This window comes from Microbulbifer maximicatervae (SeqCode) (assembly GCF_052467695.1).
Map to the genome: position 1 here is coordinate 4,425,960 of NZ_CP174320.1, position 20,174 is coordinate 4,446,133.

Sequence of the window (20,174 nt, forward strand, 5' to 3'; positions counted from 1 at the left end):
CAAACATCGCTTCAGCAGAAAAATTACAATTAAATATAGCGAGGGAAGAATTAGGAAAGCGGCCCATAATTGGGCCGCTTAATGAGGAAAATTAACCTTCCTCGTTGGCCAGGAATAGCCAGGTATCTACTGCGGTATCCGGATTCAGGGACACACTGTCAATCCCCTCATCCATCAACCAGCGGGCGAAGTCTTTATGGTCAGAAGGACCCTGACCACAAATACCTACATATTTACCCGCTTTCTTACAGGCTTGGATCGCCCTGGAAAGCAGTGCCTTGACCGCTGGGTTGCGCTCATCAAACAAATCGGCAACCAGTCCGGAGTCGCGGTCCAGACCAAGCGTTAGCTGGGTCAGGTCATTGGAACCGATGGAGAAACCATCAAAGTGCTGCAGGAAGTCTTCCGCCAGCAAAGCATTGGACGGCAGTTCGCACATCATAATGACCTTGAGGCCACCTTCTCCACGGCGCAGGCCGTTTTCAGCCAGCAGACCGACTACTTCCTCAGCTTCTTCCGGGGTGCGGACGAAGGGCACCATGATTTCCACATTGGTCAGTCCCATTTCATCGCGGACTTTCTTCAGTGCACGGCACTCCAGGGCAAAGCACTGGCGGAAATCTTCGGAGCGATAGCGAGCTGCACCACGGAAGCCAAGCATTGGATTTTCTTCGCTTGGCTCGTACAACTGGCCACCCACAAGGTGCGCATACTCATTAGATTTAAAGTCGGACAAGCGTACGATAACGCGATTCGGTGCGAAGGCTGCAGCCAAGGTAGCGATACCTTCCACAAGTTTTTCGACAATAAAGTCTTCTGGAGAATCGTATCCACCGATACGCTCGCGAATATTCTGCTGCAGATCTTCCGGCAGGTTATCCAGTTCGAGCAGTGCTTTCGGGTGAATACCGATCATGCGGTTGAGGATAAACTCGAGGCGTGCAAGGCCAACGCCCTGGTTCGGCAGATGACTGAAAGCGAATGCTCGATCCGGGTTGCCCACGTTCAACATAATTTTGAACGGTAGCTCCGGCATTTCCGCAACTTCAGTTTCCTCGCGCTGGAATTCCAGTTCACCAGCCATTACAAAACCGGTATCGCCTTCCGCACAGGAAACTGTCACCGGGGTGCCGGTTTCCAGCAGCTCGGTTGCATTACCACAACCTACAACTGCGGGGATACCCAGCTCACGAGCGATAATTGCCGCGTGACAAGTACGGCCGCCGCGATTGGTAACAATAGCACTCGCTTTCTTCAGGACCGGCTCCCAATCCGGGTCGGTCATGTCGGTAACCAGGACTTCACCATCCTGCATCAGCGCCATATCTTCTACGGATTCAAGCTTGCGAACGGGGCCCGCGCCAATGCGCTGGCCGATTGCGCGACCTTCACACAATACGTCACTGCGCTCCTGCAAGCTGTAGCGCTCGATGCTGGTTCCCTGATCGCGGGAGCGTACAGTTTCCGGACGCGCCTGTACGATAAACAACTTACCGCTGTCGCCGTCTTTAGCCCACTCGATATCCATCGGGCGTCCGTAGTGCTCTTCAATCTTGCGGGCCTGGATTGCCAGGTCTGTCAGCTCCGCATCGTTGAGGGCAAAGCGCTGGCGGTCTTCGTCTGCCACCGGGATAGTTTTTACGGAACGACCACATTCACCGCTCTCGTCGTAAACCATCTTGATCGCTTTACTGCCGCGATTGCGGCGCAGAATTGCAGGACGGCCCGCATCCAGGGCTGGCTTGTAGAGGTAAAATTCGTCCGGGTTAACCGCACCTTGAACAACGGTTTCGCCCAAACCAAAGGCGGCGGTGATAAAGATCACATCGCGGAAGCCACTCTCTGTGTCCAGAGTAAACATCACACCCGCTGCGCCAGTCTCACTGCGCACCATGTGCTGGATACCGGCAGACAGGGCAACGCCCACATCCGCATAACCGGTGTGCACGCGGTAGGCGATAGCACGGTCGTTGTAGAGGGAAGCAAAAACTTCTTTTACTGCCTTCAATACAGCGTCGATACCGCGGATATTCAGGAAGGTCTCCTGCTGACCGGCGAAGGACGCATCCGGCAAGTCTTCGGCGGTTGCAGAGGAGCGAACTGCAACAGCAGTTTCCGCACCACCCAGGGCCTCATAGCCCTCGCGAATCTCTTTTTCCAGCTGCTCGGGGAACGGAGTCTGTAAAATCCAGTTGCGGATTTCATCTCCCGCCTGGGCCAGCTCGGTGACATTACCAACATCCAATCCTTGCAAACGCTCGGCTATACGCTGCTCCAGCTGTTCGTGAGCCAAGAAAGCCCTAAAGGCTTCTGCGGTGGTAGCGAAGCCACCGGGTACGCTCACACCGGCACCGGCGAGAGAGGAGATCATCTCGCCCAGTGATGCGTTCTTGCCGCCGACTTTGTCGACATCGGCCATGCCCAGTTTTGCGAAGTCGATCGTGAAGTTCGTCAAGTGAAGGCCCTCTAAAATTCAGGTTGAGTGGCGGCAGATTATAAGGATGAGTTTTGTAAAAAATAGCCCGTAAAAATTGGCCAAAATGTTGTAAATTTTCTACAAAAATTGCAAAACGCCAGAATAAAAGACCTTTGCCCCATTCCTCCCCTACAATAGCCCCCTCACGCCGACAAACTGAGAACAAACATGGCAAAAGACAAGCGCACGGCTTTTTTTATCTCCGACGGAACCGGTCTCACCGTCGAAGCGATTGGCCACAGCCTACTCGCACAATTCCGCGATCAACAAGTTGAGCAGGTCACGCTTCCCTATATCGACTCCACCGAAAAAGTTAAACAGGCCCTGCAACGCATAGAAAAAGCTGCCGATGAATCCGGTTTACAGCCGATCATTATTACCAGCATTGTTTCCGACAAGATCCGGGAACAGCTGCACCAAAGCTCTGCGCTGATGCTCGATATCTTCGAGAACTACCTCACGCCACTGGCCAATCTGTTTAACCGGGATCCGGCACAGATGGTCAACGTCTCTCACGGCATTGACGACAACCGCCGCTACACCGACCGGATTGAAGCAGTGCATTTCGCCATGGACAATGACGATGGCCGCAGAGTCAGCGAATTCCAGCAAGCCGATGTAATCCTGCTGGGCGTTTCCCGCTCCGGCAAAACGCCTACCTGCTTGTACCTGGCACTTCAGTTTGGCCTGCGCGCGGCAAACTACCCCATCACCGAAGAGGATATGGACTCCACCACCCTGCCAAAGATCCTGCGCCCGTTTCGCAACAAGCTGTTTGGCCTGACAATCGAGCCCGAGCGTCTGATGCAAATTAGACAGGAAAGGCGCGCCAACAGCCGCTACGCTTCTAAGGAACAATGTGAATTCGAGGTGCGCCAAGTTGAGCAAATGCTGAGGCGGGCCCAGGTGCCTTTCCTCAATGCAACCCAACTTTCGGTGGAGGAACTCGCCACCCGCCTGATGTCTCAGGCCGGTATTGAGCGCAGGATTGACTAAAGATCCACACACCCTTTAATTGCCGCCGCAAAATGTGTAGTGTGCGCCGTCTTCCGGACTGCTGTAGCTTGATATGCAAATTGTCTCACTGCCCTACTCATTAAACACGCCCGCCGCATTTGCGGCGATAGCGGATTTACCTATCCCCGTTTGGCTCGACAGCGGTCGACCTCTCGCGGAGGGTGGGCGCTATGACATCATTAGTGCCGACCCGATAAATACCCTCGAGTTAAGTGCCGACACGCCCGAGCCATTTGCCCGGCTGGATGACCTCGTGTGCGAACTCTGCCCTCAGGACAGGGACTCACAACTGCCTTTTTGCGGCGGGGTTATTGGTTACGCTGGTTATGAACTCGGTGTGGAGGGCAATTATCTACCGGCAGATATGCGCCCTACGGACTTGCCCGCAGGCTTTTTTGGTCTCTACACATGGGCCTTTATTGCCGACCACCAACTGGGCAGCAACCACCTGGTTTTCCACCCCGCCTGCCCCCCCCAGCAAGTTCGCGAATTGACACAGCGATTTAAAGCTATCAACTGGGAGACCACGCTTACGCTCGGGGACTTCCGGCTGCATTCACCATTTGAGCACGAACTGAGTGCAGATGATTATCGGGCACAAATTGAGCAGATACTGGAATATATAGCCGCTGGCGATATCTATCAGGCAAACTTTACCCAGCGTTTCAGGGCCCCTTATAGCGGCGATCTGCTAACCGCTTACCTGGCATTGCGCTCTCAAGCTGCCGGTCCCTTTTCTGCTTATATGGCCCTGCCCCATGGCAGCCTGCTCAGTATGTCGCCGGAGCGATTTATCCGAGCTGACGGCGCCAGTTTGCGCACGGAACCGATTAAAGGCACTGCAGCAAGACACGCTGATAAGATGGCCGATCAGCGCGCCGCCTTCTCGCTGCAGAGAAGCCCCAAGGACCGGGCGGAAAACCTGATGATCGTCGATTTACTGCGCAATGATTTGAGCAAGCTGTGTCGCAGTGGCACCGTACGTGTTCCCGAGCTATTCCAATTGGCGAGTTTTGCAAATGTCCACCACTTGGTCAGCGTAGTAACTGGTGAGCTACCCGAAGAGTCAGTTTATAGCGAAATACTCGAAGCTTGTTTCCCCGGCGGGTCTATCACAGGTGCTCCAAAGCGACGCTCAATGGAAGTGATCCGGGAGCTGGAATCCAGCCCCCGGGGGATTTATTGCGGCAGTATTGGCTACATCAGCAGCTGTGGCCGCGCTGACACCAATATCGCCATCCGGACCTTCAGCGCCAACGATGGACATCTAACCTGCGCGGCAGGTGGTGGGATCGTTGCAGATTCCGATCCCACTTCAGAGCACCAGGAGTGCTTGGCCAAGGTGCGCTTACTACTGGAAACTACTGAACAATTTTTGCAGTAGGCATCAAATCGCCGAAAAACGACTAAAAATTAGCCTATTTTGGCGCCTTTTGTAGCATCACTACAAATTTCAGTTATAAAGGTATCGGCGATTGATATTTCAAAGTTATTAGGGGTTCTGATAGATTCAGTCCTTCTTGCCTTTAATGGCATTGCACTGGATCAAGGAAATTATCGTGAAGATCACACTGGTCAAGAAAATTCTCGCCGACGGCTCGCCCTGCGCCAAGTGTCGCGACGTTGAAGAAAAGCTGGAAGAAAATGGCCAAATGCAATTTATCGACCAGACACTTATCGCCGACGTGCGTGACCCGCAAAGCCCGGGCTTACAGCTGGCTCAGCAGTACAAGGTAGAGCGAGCGCCCTTCTTTGTCGTAGAGCGCGAAGGTAAGGAAGCAGAAATTTTTACTGTTTACTTCAAGTTCGCCAAAGAAGTGCTGCGCCCCCTGATCGAGATGGAGGCTTCATAGCCTCCATCCCTTAGCTTTATTCGGCACTTCCATTCAGCAACACCTCTAGTAAACCGGCAACTCCATATCGGCGAACAGCGCATCGACCTCAGAACGGGATGTCGCCTGTGCCGCTTGGTCAATCAGCTCACGGCTGAGATGGGGGGCAAATTGCTGGATAAACTCATACATAAAGCCCCGCAGGAAAATCCCCTTACGGAAGCCAATTTTCGTAACACTCGATTCAAATAGATCACTGGCATCGAGAGCCACAAGGTCCTCATCTTCGCCATCAACGGCCATATCAGCCACAATGCCAATTCCCAATCCCAGACGCACGTAAGTTTTGATTACATCAGCATCGGCGGCGGTAAAGACTACCTTAGGTGACAACCCTTTCTCCAAGAAAGCTTCATCTAACTTGGAGCGGCCGGTAAACCCAAATACATAAGTAACTATCGGGTACTTCGCCACGTCCTCAAGGGATAGCTTGCTCACTTGGCAAAGCGGGTGATCTTTCGGTACCAGGATGCAGCGGTTCCAGCGGTAGACAGGCATCATCACCAAGTCGCTGAAAAGCTCCAGAGCTTCAGTAGCAATAGCAAAGTCTGCAGTGCCATCTGCCGCCATCTCAGAAATTTGCATAGGGGTTCCCTGGTGCATATGCAGGGAAACCTCCGGATAACGGCCTATAAACAACTTAATAATCGGGGGCAAGGCATAGCGCGCCTGGGTGTGAGTGGTAGCTACAGCGAGACTACCTTTTTTATCATTGCTGAACTCTTGCGCAACCTGTTTGATATTCTCCACTTTGCGCATAATTTCGCCGGCAGTCTTTAAGATTGCCTCCCCTGCCGGGGTCACCCTTGTGAGATGCTTGCCGCTGCGTGCAAAGATTTCTACGCCAAGCTCATCCTCCAAAAGTCGGATTTGCTTACTAATTCCCGGCTGGGAGGTATAGAGGCTCTGCGCTGTAGCAGAAACATTGAGGTCGTGATGTGCCACTTCCCAGATATATCTCAACTGCTGCAGCTTCATAGATCCTCCCTTTCATTAAGTTCGCTCATGGCCGAGAGCGAGTAATACCATTTTTTGATCGATAGTTATAAAAACTATCTTGAGTTATACGAGAAAAGAATAGCAGTGAATCAAAGCCAGGGCCAATGGACGGTTGAATATCCGTGGTAGAGACGAAAGTGTCAATCAACTTTGGGGGATCCCGGACTTTCTGTCGGCTTTATTTTCTAATAATTAGAGCTAAGCCTCTCGGATGAGGGCCGGGAAAAGTTCAAACATTATCGGCATAGAGAGCACTGAGTGATAACGTACACCTTTATCACTTTTGAACTTTTTATACCTCTGCATTTGCGATTCCATGAGGAACATGGCCCGTAGCCACATGCTCACCTGCAGAAACACAGTGACTAGGCTGATCATCAAAGAAGACATCGGCGCCAAAAGCCCGCAGGAACTCACCTTTAGGAAGCCCGCCGAGAAAAACTGACTCATCCACTCTAATATCCCAGGCGCGCAATGTCCTGATGACCCGCTCATGGGCCGGTGCGGAACGTGCCGTTACCAAAGCCGTTCGTATCGGGCAGGTATCCATCTCAAATTCAGCCTGCAACCTCTGCAAAGCCTCAAGGAATCCCTTAAAGGGTCCTCCCCCCAGTGGCTTCTGTGCTGAGGCACGCTCCGCCTCAGTAAAAGCAGCCAGGCCTTCCGTTTTGTAGACTCGCTCAGCCTCATCAGAGAAGATTACCGCATCGCCGTCAAAGGCAAATCGCAACACATCATCACGATATTCGCGGTTTCCTCCGGCAACCAAGGTTGCCGCAGCAACCCCCTGCTCCAACGCCTGGCGGACATCTACACCATCAGCAGACAAAAACAGGTTGCATCCAAATGGACCAATATAGCGGTAAGGGCTCCCACCATTGCAGAAGGCTGCACGAGTAATATTGAGCTCATAGTGCTCAATAGAGTTAAACACCCTTAATCCGGTATCGGCACTATTCCTGGATAGCAGGATCACCTCCACCCGCGGCTCCCCGCCAAGAAGCTCATTGATCTTTAGAAACTTCTCAACCAGAGGGAATGCATCTCCTTTTTCCAGAACATCGTTCTCACGCTCAACTTGATAATGAGAAAAGGCGTGCAATCCCTGCTCCTCAAAAACCTTGTGGCTATCGCTAAGGTTAAACAGAGCTCGAGAGGAAATAGCGATTACTAACTTATCTGGACGCACAGCCATTAGGGAGCCTCTACATCGTTAATCCACCGACACCGCAGCTTCACTGAGGGCAGTGAGAGTCTGCGACAAATCTCAAACTTATATTCCACAAATTGAGCGATATGTACAGATAAGAATGCCAGCCCTTACTGATGTTGCTTCCGTAGCGCCGCACAAGTGCCCAGGGAGTCAAAGTTGTTTGACTGCGGGATTAAGACGATGGAGCAAAACGTTTCAAAATTGAAACCGCTCCAAACTACCGCGTGCATTTTTCTTCAGTAATGTATTGATAGAGTTAATATCCACCCCATCAAATTCAGAAAGGATTAATACTTTAATCCTTTAGTTTGACAACCCCTTAAAGAACCCAGATTAATACACTCCTTCAAACTTAACAAACATATAGCACCCTCTTCATGCAAATTGAATTAAATTGAAGAATTTCGCACCAGAAATAAACAAAAACAACAAAACAATAGAAAGCTAAACCGTTTAAATATAACTCAAAAAAGTTTGCCACTCAGAAAAAAGCTATAAAATAACCAATTAAAACCCCTCAAATAACCAAAGTTGCAAATATCTGAATTCGTGACATACACATCAAAAAAACAATTTGACCTTTCAAGTTTACATCCACCACAAAAAAATTATTGTCAGGAATAACAACAAGGGATATCGTTATTTCGCCTGACAACGGCAAACAACCCCCAAGAAAATTTTGCACATAAACTCCATACAGCTCTCAGCTCATAGCGCGAGATATTCTTGGGGTGTGATTCAATTGGCCGCTTAACCAGACAGCATTAACCACTGAGCGTTTATTTTATGCTCCCGGTTAACTATGGCCATTAAATTATAATCATAAAGAGAATTACTTAATGAAATATTTGTTAGGAGCCGCTAGCACACTCGCACTCGCTATTAGCGCCCAAGCGGCGGAGCGTATTAATGTCACACCAGAGTTACTTTCCAATCAGTCCCTAGCCTCAATCGCTGGCTCAGATATGAAGTTGGAAAAGGTTCGCGAGCGCACGCTTGCCAATGGGAGAACGGTTGCCCGATATCGGCAAACTCATAAAGGCATACCCGTTTGGGGGAGAACCATAACCAGTTCCAGGCAAGGCTTAACTGAAAAAGTGAGAGGCCACGTACTCTCAGGCCTAGAGCTGGAGGTACCTACCGCCCGCGCAACGATTGATGCCGATAATGCTATTGATCGAGCCATGAACCATCAGCTGAATCTGCGCACTCAGGATGGTGACAGTAAAAAAGCTCTCTCAATGTCGTCCATGCGCTTCAACGCACGAAACCAGAAAAAAGAGCTCTATGTCTATGTCGATGAAAACGACCAGGCGCGATTAGCTTATTTGGTTAACTGGGTCGAATACGGAGATGAGCCGAGCAGACCGTTCTATTTTGTAGACGCACTTACTGGCGAAGTTATCAAGCAATGGGACGGCCTTGCCTTCCAGGATGCCACAGGCCCCGGTGGCAATGAAAAAACCGGGCGTTATGAATATGGAACGGACTTCCCTGCCCTCGAAGTTGACAATAACTGCTCCATGAACACTGCTAACGTAGAGACTGTGGATTTGAATCACGGTACAAGCGGAGGTAGCGTTTTCTCCTTCACCTGTCCGGAAAATGATTACAAAGAAATCAATGGTGCTTATTCTCCATTGAATGATGCCCACTTCTTCGGCAACGTCGTTTTCAATATGTATAGTGACTGGTATGGAACATCGCCGCTCACACAAAAATTGAGAATGCGAGTTCACTACAGCAACAACTACGAGAACGCCTTCTGGGATGGCAGCCAAATGACATTTGGTGATGGCTTCACAACCTTCCACCCGCTTGTCAGCTTGGATGTATCCTCTCATGAGGTGAGCCATGGCTTTACTGAGCAAAACTCCAACCTGACCTACGCCAACCAATCCGGCGGCATCAACGAAGCCTTCTCTGACATGGCCGGTGAAGCTGCCGAGTTCTACATGAAGGGCACTAACGACTGGATGGTGGGAGCCGATATATACAAGGCTGATGGCGCTCTTCGCTATATGGATGACCCCACCAAAGATGGCAGATCCATTGGCCATGCTTCCGACTACTATAGCGGCATGGACGTGCACTACAGCTCCGGCGTATTCAACCGGGCTTTCTACCTGATCGCCAACTCAAGCGGCTGGAACACCCAAACTGCTTTCGATATCTTTGTGCTTGCTAACCAAACTTATTGGAATCAAAGCACTGATTACATTGAAGGTGCTTGCGGAGCCCTGTCAGCTACTGAAGATCTCGGATACGATACTGCAACAGTAATCGCAGCGTTCGACACCGTAGGGGTATCTACCAGTAACTGTGGCGATGATGGCGGTTCAAACTCAGAAGGCTGGGAAGAAACCAACTTATCAGGCCGCCGCAACAGCTGGCAGCACTTCACTCTGGATGTACCATCAGGCTCATCATCTTTGACTGTCGAAATGCTCGGTGGCAATGGCGATGCCGATTTGTACGTCCGTTATGGTGCCACCCCAACCAGCGACAACTGGGATTGTCGTCCTTACGTAAACGGCAATAATGAATTCTGTAGCTTTAGCAATCCAGCTGCAGGTACCTGGCACATCAGTGTACAAGGCTATATTTCATACAGAGGCGTAACCCTTTCCGCCCAGAGCCAGTAATATTTAAGGCCGGTGCCGACACATTAGTGTGTCGGCATTCTCTATCACACCACTCAAAGACTAGCTTCCAAACCTATCTAACAAACTGTGGTAAAGCATCCCCAACACCAACCCCGGCCACCTCAATAAAGTGCCACCTGGAAACTCTACTTTAGGAAGAGAAGAAAACACGTTATAACCCTCACTCTCCCCATAAATTGCATCAGCCAGAAGCTTGCCGGCAAAAGTTGCCGTAGGCACTCCATGTCCAGAATACCCCTGACTATAATATAGGCCCGACTGTAACTGTCCTATACAGGGCATCCGATTCATAGTAATGGCCAGCGTACCCCCCCAGCCGAAATCAACAGCAGTATTTTCCAGCTGCGGGTAAACCCTCAACATATACTTACGGACGAAACTGCGAATATCTTTAGGGAAACGCCTGGTGTAATTTTCCCCTCCCCCAAAAATTAAGCGGTTATCGCCAGATAATTTCCAATAATTTATAACAAATAGAGTATCTTGCAGTGCGAAGTCATTGGCTATGATTTCCCCAGCGAGCCCCTCCGGTAAGGGCTCTGTTGCCAGCACAAAATTATTTATTGGCATTATGCGCCCCGCTAAGCGGGGCTCAAGATCTTTCAAGTAACCATTGCAAGCTAAAATCAACTTTTCGGCCTTCACCTTTCCTCGTGCAGTTTTCACCGTAAAGGGAGAAGAGCTCGAATACCCTTGCACACCACTACACTCAAAAAACCTGGCACCAGCAGAAACTGCTGCGCGGGCAAGACCTAATGCAAAATTGAGAGGATGAAGATGTAGCGAACCAAAATCCAGCTGTGCGCCGAGATATCGTTTGCTACTTACAAGCTGTCGAACTTCTTCTTTCTCTATATACTCAACTTGCCTGTAATCATATTTCTCTCTGAGTTCTTCAGTTTCATCCTGCAGATATTTATCGTGACTGGATTTTGCTGCAAGATGCATGATCCCGCGTTTTAAATCACATTGAATCTGATTCCTGACTATAAGACTTTCCACCAGTTGAACAGCGTTGATACTCAAATCCCAGAGCTGCTTAGCGGTGTCGAATCCGAACATGGCTTCCAGATCACCCTGACTTCGCCTTTGTCCAACACCGACATGTCCTCCATTCCTTCCTGATGCGCCCCAACCAATCCTATTAACCTCCAGAAGCACCACACGGTAGCCGCGCTCTGCCAAGTGCAAAGCACTGGAAAGTCCCGTATAACCACCACCAATAACGCAGACATCTGCCTCCACGTTACCTTCCAGGCATGGATACTCCTGAAGGTCGTTAGCTGTAGCGGCATAATAGGATTCCGTGTGCTCATCCAACCTATTCATCACCTTCATATTTCTACCAGATACCCTCAATGCCATTTAAATAAACGGCCCTGTTCCAATCGGCAGTATATAGTTCCTTTACACAGGAGGAATTATTTTCAGCGCAACGCTTTCCGGCACTGATCATAGAATTTCACTCAGGAAGAAAAAGTAAGCAATGGCTATCCAATGGATAAAATTACAAACTGGCTGGCAAATCACAATATTGCAGAAGTTGAATGCCTTGTTCCCGACATGTCAGGTAACGCCAGAGGAAAGTTCACCCCCACCGATAAGTTCTTAACTCAAGACAGCCGTTTACCGGAAAGCATTTTGGTGCAAACTGTCACGGGGGATTATGTCGACGAACACAATGAGCTTGTTGATCCAGCAGACACCGACATGCTCCTAATCCCTGACCCCAACTCAGTGCGCCTAAACCCTTGGGCCAATGATCCGACAGCACAAATCATTCATGACTGCCATTCTCGAGATGGGGACCCTCACCCTATCAGCACCCGTAATATTTTAAAATTTGTCCTCGAAAAATATGCAGACAGAGGATGGAAGCCCATTGTCGCCCCTGAGGTAGAGTTTTATCTTGTAAAAAGAAACCTGGACCCGGATGAAAAGCTATCCGCGCCTGTGGGAAGATCGGGACGCACAGAAAAAACCCGACAATCCTATAGCATTGATGCGGCCAATGAATACGAGCCCATCATTGAAGACATGTATGATTTTTGTGAAGCTCAGGGGCTTGATGTCGACACACTGATCCACGAATCAGGCACTGCCCAGATGGAAATTAACTTTCTACATGGAGATCCACTTCATTTAGCTGACCAGGTCTTTACCTTTAAACGCACAGTGCGCGAAACGGCTCTGCGCCACGGCATTTATGCAACCTTCATGGCAAAACCGATGGAAGACGAACCTGGAAGCGCGCTGCACTTACACCAGAGTGTGGCGGATAGAAAAACCGGTGAAAATATTTTTGTCGATAATACAGGAAAAGAGAGCAATAATTTCTTGCATTTTATTGGCGGCATGCAGAAATACACTCCCGGTTTTATTAGTTTTTTTGCTCCAAATGTAAACTCCTATCGCCGCTTTACACCTGAAATGGCCGCACCCACCAGTCTCCACTGGGGTTACGACAACCGAACAACAGGCCTTCGGGTTCCCGACAGCTCGCCACAAAGTAAACGTCTTGAAAATCGTTTTCCCGGAGCAGACTGCAATCCCTACCTTGCCATAGCAGCTTCTCTTGCCTGCGGGTATTTAGGAATGACCAATAAAGTCGCACCGAGCGCACCTTATCTGGGCGACTGCTCCAAAGAGTCAATTACACTTCCCCGCACCCAGGAACATGCCCTGACACTCCTATCAGATTGTGATGAAGCGACAGAAATGTTTGGCAGTAAATTCGTAAAAGCCTGGAGCGCAATCAAGAGAAATGAATATGAAGAGTTTAATCGTGTGATCAGTTCGTGGGAGAGGGAATTTCTATTATTAAATGTATAAATAACCGTTCCACTAAAAGCTAACAGAAATAATAAACTGTTATCGCCAAATTTATTTTTTCGGAAAAAACAACTCATCTTTTCCACCTCACAGGCAGAACATCACTTCCTAATTTGTGACGATCCGAGCAAAAATATCGAAAACAATTCAAATATATTAGTTTGCCATCACCTTTTTGTTGCCTAGATGCGTATGCAGGGTAATCTCAAGTTGCCCAATTAATTAGGGCAACCGGTTTGAGAAAGCGAACGCCACTGCCGCTACCGCGGTCCCTTCCTGGCGACGGTTATCTTCTGCTGTCTTACCACATAAAAATCCAGCCTGTATTGGCCAACCAGATTTAATACGGTCCCCACAAGGGAAATACGGCTGTATACCGGCGGATTCATATATAAAAAAGCTATAAAAGGGAAAGCTAGCAATGAAGCATTTTGTAGGACTAAGCTGCACTTTAGCCTTGGCTATTAGTGCACATGCTGTTGAGCGCGTCCCCGCCACGGCGGACATGCTCTCACCACAAACTTTAGCTGCCACCGGCGGATCGGATATGGCGCTCGAAAAAGTTCGTGAGCGCACTCTCGTCAACGGCAAAACCGTAGCCCGCTACCAACAGACTCACAAAGGCATTCCTGTCTACGGCCAAACAGTAACCAGCTCCGGGCAGGGTCTGATTACTGAGGTTCGCGGCAATGTCATCACTGGGCTGGAACTGGAAGTACCCAATATCAAAGCATTTATCAATGAAGATAATGCTATTGAGCGGGCAATGGACCACCAGATCAACTGGCGCACGCAGCAGGGCGTTATCCAGGGAGCTTTGTCAGTTCAGGCTTTGAAGCTGGAAGCACATAACCCCAAAAAGAAACTCTACGTCTATATCGATGAGCAAGACAATGCCCGCTTGGCTTACCTGGTCAACTGGGTTGAGTACGGCGATGAACCCACACGCCCCTTCTACTTTATCGATGCAATGACTGGCGAAGTTCTCAAGCATTGGGACGGCTTGAACTTTGCACAAAATGCGACAGGCCCAGGGGGCAATTCAAAGACCGGGCGCTACGAGTACGGTACTGACTACCCCCACATGATTGTTGACGACAGCTGTGCCATGGATACGGACAATGTAGAAACCGTTGATATGAACCACAGCACGAATGGCGGTAGCATCCACTCGTTCACTTGCCCGGACAATGACTATAAGTCAATCAACGGCGCTTACTCACCACTCAATGACGCACACTTCTTTGGCGGTGTGGTCTTTGATCTCTATAGCGACTGGTACAACACATCACCTCTCACACAAAAACTGAGAATGCGGGTGCACTACAGCAACAACTACGAGAATGCCTTCTGGGATGGCAGCCAGATGACATTTGGTGATGGCCAGAGCTACTTCTATCCACTGGTTAGCCTCGATGTTTCCGCTCACGAAGTCAGCCACGGCTTTACCGAGCAAAATTCGGACTTGAATTACTACAATCAGTCCGGCGGTATCAATGAAGCCTTCTCTGATATTGCCGGTGAAGCTGCCGAGTACTATATGCGCGGCAGCAATGACTGGTTGGTAGGGGCCGAAATCTTTAAGTCCAGCGGAGCACTCCGCTACTTTGAAGATCCAACTGACGATGGCAGCTCCATCGGTCATGCCGATGATTACTACAACGGCATGGACGTGCACTACAGCTCCGGCGTCTTTAACCGGGCCTTCTACCTACTGGCGAATACCAGTGGCTGGAATACCCGCACAGCATTCGACCCCTTCGTTCTTGCCAACCAGATGTATTGGAGTGCCAATACTGATTTTGAAGATGGTGCCTGTGGTGTTTTCTCTGCAGCATCAGATTTAGGCTACGACACTGATGATGTTGTTGCCGCATTCTCCACGGTAGGCGTTTCCACCAGCAGCTGCGGTGGCGGCGGTGGTGGTGGCGGTGGTGGTAATGAAGGCGGAGAACTCGAAAACGGGGTTACCGAGACCGACATCGAGGGCAGCAGTGGTGATGAAGTTCACTTCACCCTGGATGTACCCGCAGATGCCACAGACCTGTCTTTTGTAATGTCCGGCGGAAGTGGCGATGCCGACCTCTACGTTCGCTTTGGTAGCGCGCCGACCACCAGCACTTATGACTGCCGTCCGTATAGTTCTGGCAACAATGAAACTTGTGATATCGCTGACGCTGACCTGCAGGGCGGAACCTATTACGTCATGGTGCGCGGCTACTCCTCCTTCTCCGATGTCACCCTGGTAGGCAGTTACACCGGTGGTGGTGGCGGTGGTGGCGGTAGCGATAGCTGGGAAGAAACCAACCTTTCTGGTTCCCGCAATAGCTGGCAGCACTTCACCATTGAGGTTGACGCTGGAGCTTCTACCCTGAGCGCCGTAATGGAAGGTGGCAGCGGAGATGCAGATCTCTATGTTCGCCACAGCCAAGAGCCTACCCGTACAGCGTACGACTGTCGTCCCTACCAGTGGGGCAATGACGAAAGCTGCACCATCAGTAATCCGGATGCTGGAACCTGGTATATCAGTATCCGCGCTTACTCTGCCTACTCTGGTGTTACCCTGAGTGCAAGCACTGAGTAATTAAGCTGATTTCCACCCAGCAGGTCTCTGCTGGGTGGACAAGCTCTAGACCGATCAAAGGATCGGTGGTGCACAAACAAAAAAGGCGGCCATATTGGCCGCCTTTTTTAATCAAACCCAGACAAATTATTTATGGCTTGGGTCTTTCCAGTAGTCCTTCACGGTATCTTTCATCTCCTTGGCCAACACAGTAATACCAAACAGATTGGGCAAGGTCATTATCACAATGGCCACCGCAGAGAGGTTCCAAATAACTGTGGTGTCCTCAATCGCAGCCCAGAAGAATGCAATAACGTAAACTATTCGGTAAGGCATTACTGCCTTGGGGCCGAAAAGGTAAATCATTGAGCGGTCGCCGTAGTATGACCAGGCAATTGCTGTAGAGAAAGCAAACAGCAGAATTCCCAGAGTTACAATCAGACCACCGTATTCACCAAAGTAACCGCGCTGGAAGGCAAGATTGGTCAGGGCCACAGAGTGCACCAGGGACTTACCCCAAATATCCACATCTTCATTGGCAAACTTACCATCTTTCACATCCAGAACACCGCTGAAGCTGTCATCCCCCACACGGAAGTCCAGGTCTTCAGCAATAGAACGGGCGTGGATGAGGGTAAAGTCCTGGCTGTTCAGCGGGTGGCCGTCAGTCACAACAATGGAGCCGTTATAGGCCTTAACATCACTCTCCTGACCGCTCAAATACTTGAACAGCTGCTCAACATCCTGGGTATTCTTCTCATCGTAGCTACCCGCTACAACGTAAGTATCTGCACCTTCAAACAGGTTCTCGTGTTTCTCAGTCCAAACACCAGAAGAAAGAATCACAAGTCCGGTTAAGGTACAAATGATAATGGTGTCGATAAAGGGTTCCAGCAGGGAAACCATACCTTCAGAAACCGGCTCGTCTGCGCGAGCGGCGGCGTGAGCAATAGGTGCAGAGCCCTGACCCGCTTCGTTCGAGAAGAGGCCACGGTTCACACCACGGTTAAAGGCATAGGCAAAGCTCGCACCCAGGAATCCACCTACAGCCGCACTACCGGTGAAGGCATCGCGGAAAACAGCCCCAAAGGACGGCAGAATATTTTCGTAGTTGTAGATGATAACGCCCAAGGCACCTATTACGTAGATAACTGCCATGGTGGGAACAATAGTGGAGGTCACTTTAGCAATTCGGGTAATACCGCCAATAATCACCATGCCCAGCAAAATCGCCAGGATGCCACCAGTCAGAGCCTTCTCAACACCAAAAGAATCGTGCATTGCCTGGGCAATGTTGTTGACCTGGGGCAAGCTGCCGGTACCGAATGAACAGATAACGGTCGCGATTGCAAAGAGCACCGCAAGCCATTTCATATTCAAACGGCGCTCCATGTAAAACATGGGGCCACCCGCGTAGTAACCATCCGCTGCTTTAATACGGTATTTGTGTGACAGGGTCACTTCCACAAACTTTGTGGTCATACCCAGGAATGCGGTCATCCACATCCAAAACAGCGCAGCCGGACCACCGAGGAAAATAGCCAAGCCAACGCCACCGATATTACCGGTACCTACGGTACCTGACAGTGCCGTGGCCAATGCCTGGAAGTGGGAGGTATCACCCGGGTCACCGGGCTTGTCGTACTTACCGCGCACAATCTTGATCGCATGCCCAAAATAACGAAGCTGCGGAAAACCAAGATAAATGGTGAAAAAGAAACCGACTCCAAGTAACACCCAGGGGAACCAAGGTGCTGAGCCGAGCATGCCGTCTATTAACAACAGCAGATTGTTAAAGGAATCCAAACTAACCCCCCACTACTCTGACTTATTTCTGTTTGTTTTATATACAGATACAACTGTAATTTGTTGCGCAGGTTAGCAGCTTACGCGGCACGAGAACAGTAATGTCGTATTATTCGGCCACTGGGAAGAAGTGAGTTCGGTGGGGGAAGAGGCCAAATTGCCCTCCGGTATGAATAAAAACCAGGTTGTCTGAGCCCCGGTAATTTCCTTTTTTTAACTCCTGTAACAGACCATGAAATGCTTTGCCGGTGTAGACTGGATCGAGAAGAATACCCTCCAAGCAAGCCAACTCTTTAATAGTCTGGTAAACCTCTGGCTCCGCCACCCCGTAAGCGGGACCTTTATAGTCGGCATTAACCAAAATCTTGAGAGACTCCAAATCAAGCGATACACCAGACTGTGCCATCCACTGTGAAATATCCTCACGCACTTTCACTTGGAAATAATTAGCATTGTCGCAAACGGCGAAACCCGTAACTTTCACACCGGCTTCCAGCAAATGGCATCCCAAGGTCAAACCCGCTTGGGTCCCACCGCTGCCAGTAGCGCATAAAATATGATCAGGCGAGAAGCCCCTATCTGCACAGTCTGCCAATAATTCCTGAGAGGCCGAGATATAACCCCAGATGCCTAAACCGTCGCTGGCACCAGTGGGGATACAGAAAGACTTCTGCCCTCTGGACAGATACTCAGCAGCCCAGCTATCAAAGAGGCCCTGTAAATTCCGGGAGTATTCTTCCGGTGAGTAAACCGCAATTTCAGCGCCTGCCAACTCATCCAGTAAGAGGTTGCCATCGGGATTTGCAGTGCACTCGCCACGTAAAATCAACTGAACCTTAAACCCCAATCGAGCCCCCACCAAAGCAGTGGTACGGCAATGATTGGATTGCACTCCGCCACAAGTGATCAAAACCTGAGCCCCTTGGGTCCGGGCCTCAGCGGCAACAAACTCTAGCTTGCGCAGTTTATTTCCCGACATGCCGGACTCGGTAAGATCATCTCTCTTTATCCAAATCCTGGGCCCTCCATAAGGAAGGGAGTAAAGATCACTGATTTGGTCTAACGACTGCAGAGGTGTGGGCAGGTTCGCCAGGCGCAACCGCTTAGGCAACTCTATTGGCAGGCTCTTAAGCACGGTGAATTAAACCTGTTATGTCTAATTATTAGTTTTATCGATGTGACTCAGTAAGAGGACACCTCTAGCAAAAAGTTTCCGCAGAGGTAGAGCCAAGCTTGCTGAGTAAGCGGATAGAGGACTAGCTTTTAAAAATGAACATAAGCATGCCTTTCAGTGCTATTTATTGCTTTTTGCCTAACCTGTTTTTTTATTGGAAAATTAATCAGACAAATTGGCCCAGCCTTTGATTAATTCCGCAATTTTTCTGTGGGCTTTCAAGGTCCAACAAATGCCACCCGCGCAAAAATAGTAACCATAAAAAAGCCCGGCAATTGCCAGGCTTTTTTAGTGACGACATTCAAAGATAAACCCTGAATAGGATTAGATCTTTTTAATCGTACCTTTCGGTAATACTGCGTGCACAGCTACTTTTTGGAACTTCAAAGACATGCTGTCTGCAACTTCCAATACGATGTAGTCCTCATCGACCTTGTCGACGCGGCCCAGCATCCCGCTGCTCATTACAACTTCGTCACCCTTTTTCAGGGCGCCAACCAGCTCTTGGTGCTCTTTCTGGCGCTTGCGCTGTGGGCGAATAATAAAAAACCACATGAATGCAAACAAACCCGCAAACATCAGCAGGGTTATCATCGGATTACCCTGTGCTGCCGGCGCCGCTTCCTGTGCCATGGCGGAGGGGATAAAAAAGCTCATGCAAAACCTCAAAGAGTCAGCCTATTAAATTGCCGCCAACTCTAACGGGTTTGCCCCGCCGAGGCAACGGATTGGGCCGATCCCATAGAGACCGGCCAAACCAATCCACACTCAGAACCTCTGGCGGACCTGCCGGCGGTAGCCAGTGGGAGACATCCCGGTCCAGCGTTTGAACGCGCTGGTAAAACTGGTTCGATCAGAGAAATCGAGAATTCGTGAGATTCCATCAACGCTCAGCGCAGTATCTTTGAGGAAATGCACCGCGTGACGAAAACGAACATGGTCACGTAAAGATGCAAAACTGAGGTTGTGTTCCTGCAACCGGCGTTGCAGAGTCCGGGTGGACATACTTAGGTCGGACGCTACCGGGCGAATAGCGAGAGAGGCCTTACCGATACGCTGCTCCAGCACATCTATTACCCGTGCGGCAATACCAAAACTGGTTGCTTCGGGGGGGGCCAGCAGCTGGTCGAGAATATTCGGGTCTCCGGATATTCTGGCCTGCTGAAGTGATTTGTCTTCAGAGAGCGAAGTCTGGTCGGGCTGAGTATGGTTCATCGAGCTGCTCCTATTGAGTTCCGTGAGCCGCAGTTATTTTTCTATGTCCGCATCCAGCGAATCCCGGTTGCCCCTGCCCACACCAACACAACATCAACTTCGGCGGACGACTACGTGATGCGGGATGCACCAAAAAACAGACATCGAATCCTTCACAGAGATGTACAATTTTTAAACTAACCGCTCCGGCAATTCCCGCAGAGAGACTCTCTCTAGCCGGCGCACCTTTCCTTTACAACTGCCAGTATAGACCAAGAATTAAGAAAGCAAGGGGCGACAGTGCTTTTTTTCATCTTATTGTGTACCAAGGGCCAAAAATAC

At 50.0% G+C, this 20,174-nt stretch carries 14 protein-coding genes; 6 read left to right on the forward strand and 8 right to left on the reverse strand.

The window, feature by feature from the left end:
• Positions 1-91 precede the first annotated feature (91 nt).
• On the reverse strand, positions 92-2,455 hold the full coding sequence (ppsA, locus tag ACJJI8_RS19325) for a phosphoenolpyruvate synthase (protein ID WP_282932498.1): 2,364 nt from the start codon (positions 2,453-2,455) through the stop codon (positions 92-94).
• A gap of 189 nt (positions 2,456-2,644) precedes the next feature.
• On the opposite strand from ppsA, the gene ppsR reads away from it, so the two are divergent.
• The 3 genes from ppsR to ACJJI8_RS19340 all read left to right on the forward strand — a co-directional run bounded on the left by ppsR (position 2,645) and on the right by ACJJI8_RS19340 (position 5,346).
• Positions 2,645-3,472: a phosphoenolpyruvate synthetase regulatory kinase/phosphorylase PpsR gene (gene ppsR, locus ACJJI8_RS19330; protein WP_444896986.1), complete on the forward strand. Its 828-nt coding sequence runs from the start codon at positions 2,645-2,647 to the stop codon at positions 3,470-3,472.
• A 73-nt stretch (positions 3,473-3,545) separates the two neighbouring features.
• Positions 3,546-4,877, forward strand: coding sequence for an aminodeoxychorismate synthase component I (gene pabB, locus ACJJI8_RS19335; RefSeq protein ID WP_444933418.1), 1,332 nt, complete (start codon positions 3,546-3,548; stop codon positions 4,875-4,877).
• Positions 4,878-5,052: 175 nt separating this feature from the next.
• Entirely contained in the window at positions 5,053-5,346 is a 294-nt protein-coding gene (locus ACJJI8_RS19340; RefSeq protein ID WP_444896984.1) for a hypothetical protein, read from the forward strand.
• A gap of 45 nt (positions 5,347-5,391) precedes the next feature.
• On the opposite strand, the gene cysB is transcribed toward ACJJI8_RS19340, so the two are convergent.
• Both cysB and ACJJI8_RS19350 read right to left on the reverse strand, forming a co-directional pair.
• Entirely contained in the window at positions 5,392-6,363 is a 972-nt protein-coding gene (gene cysB, locus ACJJI8_RS19345) for an HTH-type transcriptional regulator CysB (protein WP_282932493.1), read from the reverse strand.
• A 313-nt stretch (positions 6,364-6,676) separates the two neighbouring features.
• Positions 6,677-7,579 (reverse strand): 5'-nucleotidase, encoded by a 903-nt coding sequence (locus ACJJI8_RS19350; RefSeq protein ID WP_444933419.1) that lies wholly within the window; start codon positions 7,577-7,579, stop codon positions 6,677-6,679.
• 857 nt (positions 7,580-8,436) lie between these two features.
• On the opposite strand from ACJJI8_RS19350, the gene ACJJI8_RS19355 reads away from it, so the two are divergent.
• Positions 8,437-10,242 carry a M4 family metallopeptidase gene (locus ACJJI8_RS19355; RefSeq protein ID WP_444933420.1) on the forward strand — a complete coding sequence of 602 codons (1,806 nt, stop codon included), beginning with the start codon at positions 8,437-8,439 and terminating at the stop codon, positions 10,240-10,242.
• 60 nt (positions 10,243-10,302) lie between these two features.
• Here the strand turns inward: ACJJI8_RS19355 and ACJJI8_RS19360 are convergent, their stop codons facing one another.
• Entirely contained in the window at positions 10,303-11,592 is a 1,290-nt protein-coding gene (locus ACJJI8_RS19360; protein ID WP_444935177.1) for an NAD(P)/FAD-dependent oxidoreductase, read from the reverse strand.
• Positions 11,593-11,760: 168 nt separating this feature from the next.
• On the opposite strand from ACJJI8_RS19360, the gene ACJJI8_RS19365 reads away from it, so the two are divergent.
• The gene (locus ACJJI8_RS19365; RefSeq protein WP_444933421.1) at positions 11,761-13,095 is read left to right on the forward strand and encodes a glutamine synthetase family protein; all 1,335 of its coding nucleotides are present in this window, start codon (positions 11,761-11,763) and stop codon (positions 13,093-13,095) included.
• Between the two features lie 421 nt (positions 13,096-13,516).
• Complete coding sequence (locus tag ACJJI8_RS19370; RefSeq protein ID WP_444933422.1) at positions 13,517-15,679, forward strand: M4 family metallopeptidase; 2,163 nt, start codon at positions 13,517-13,519, stop codon at positions 15,677-15,679.
• 126 nt (positions 15,680-15,805) lie between these two features.
• On the opposite strand, the gene ACJJI8_RS19375 is transcribed toward ACJJI8_RS19370, so the two are convergent.
• From ACJJI8_RS19375 to ACJJI8_RS19390, 4 genes are all read right to left on the reverse strand, one after another.
• Positions 15,806-17,464 carry an alanine/glycine:cation symporter family protein gene (locus tag ACJJI8_RS19375; RefSeq protein WP_413662275.1) on the reverse strand — a complete coding sequence of 553 codons (1,659 nt, stop codon included), beginning with the start codon at positions 17,462-17,464 and terminating at the stop codon, positions 15,806-15,808.
• A gap of 109 nt (positions 17,465-17,573) precedes the next feature.
• Positions 17,574-18,599 (reverse strand): D-cysteine desulfhydrase family protein, encoded by a 1,026-nt coding sequence (locus ACJJI8_RS19380; protein ID WP_444933423.1) that lies wholly within the window; start codon positions 18,597-18,599, stop codon positions 17,574-17,576.
• A gap of 363 nt (positions 18,600-18,962) precedes the next feature.
• The gene (yajC, locus tag ACJJI8_RS19385) at positions 18,963-19,295 is read right to left on the reverse strand and encodes a preprotein translocase subunit YajC (protein WP_282932486.1); all 333 of its coding nucleotides are present in this window, start codon (positions 19,293-19,295) and stop codon (positions 18,963-18,965) included.
• A 111-nt stretch (positions 19,296-19,406) separates the two neighbouring features.
• Positions 19,407-19,853: a helix-turn-helix domain-containing protein gene (locus ACJJI8_RS19390; RefSeq protein ID WP_020415217.1), complete on the reverse strand. Its 447-nt coding sequence runs from the start codon at positions 19,851-19,853 to the stop codon at positions 19,407-19,409.
• Positions 19,854-20,174 lie beyond the last annotated feature (321 nt).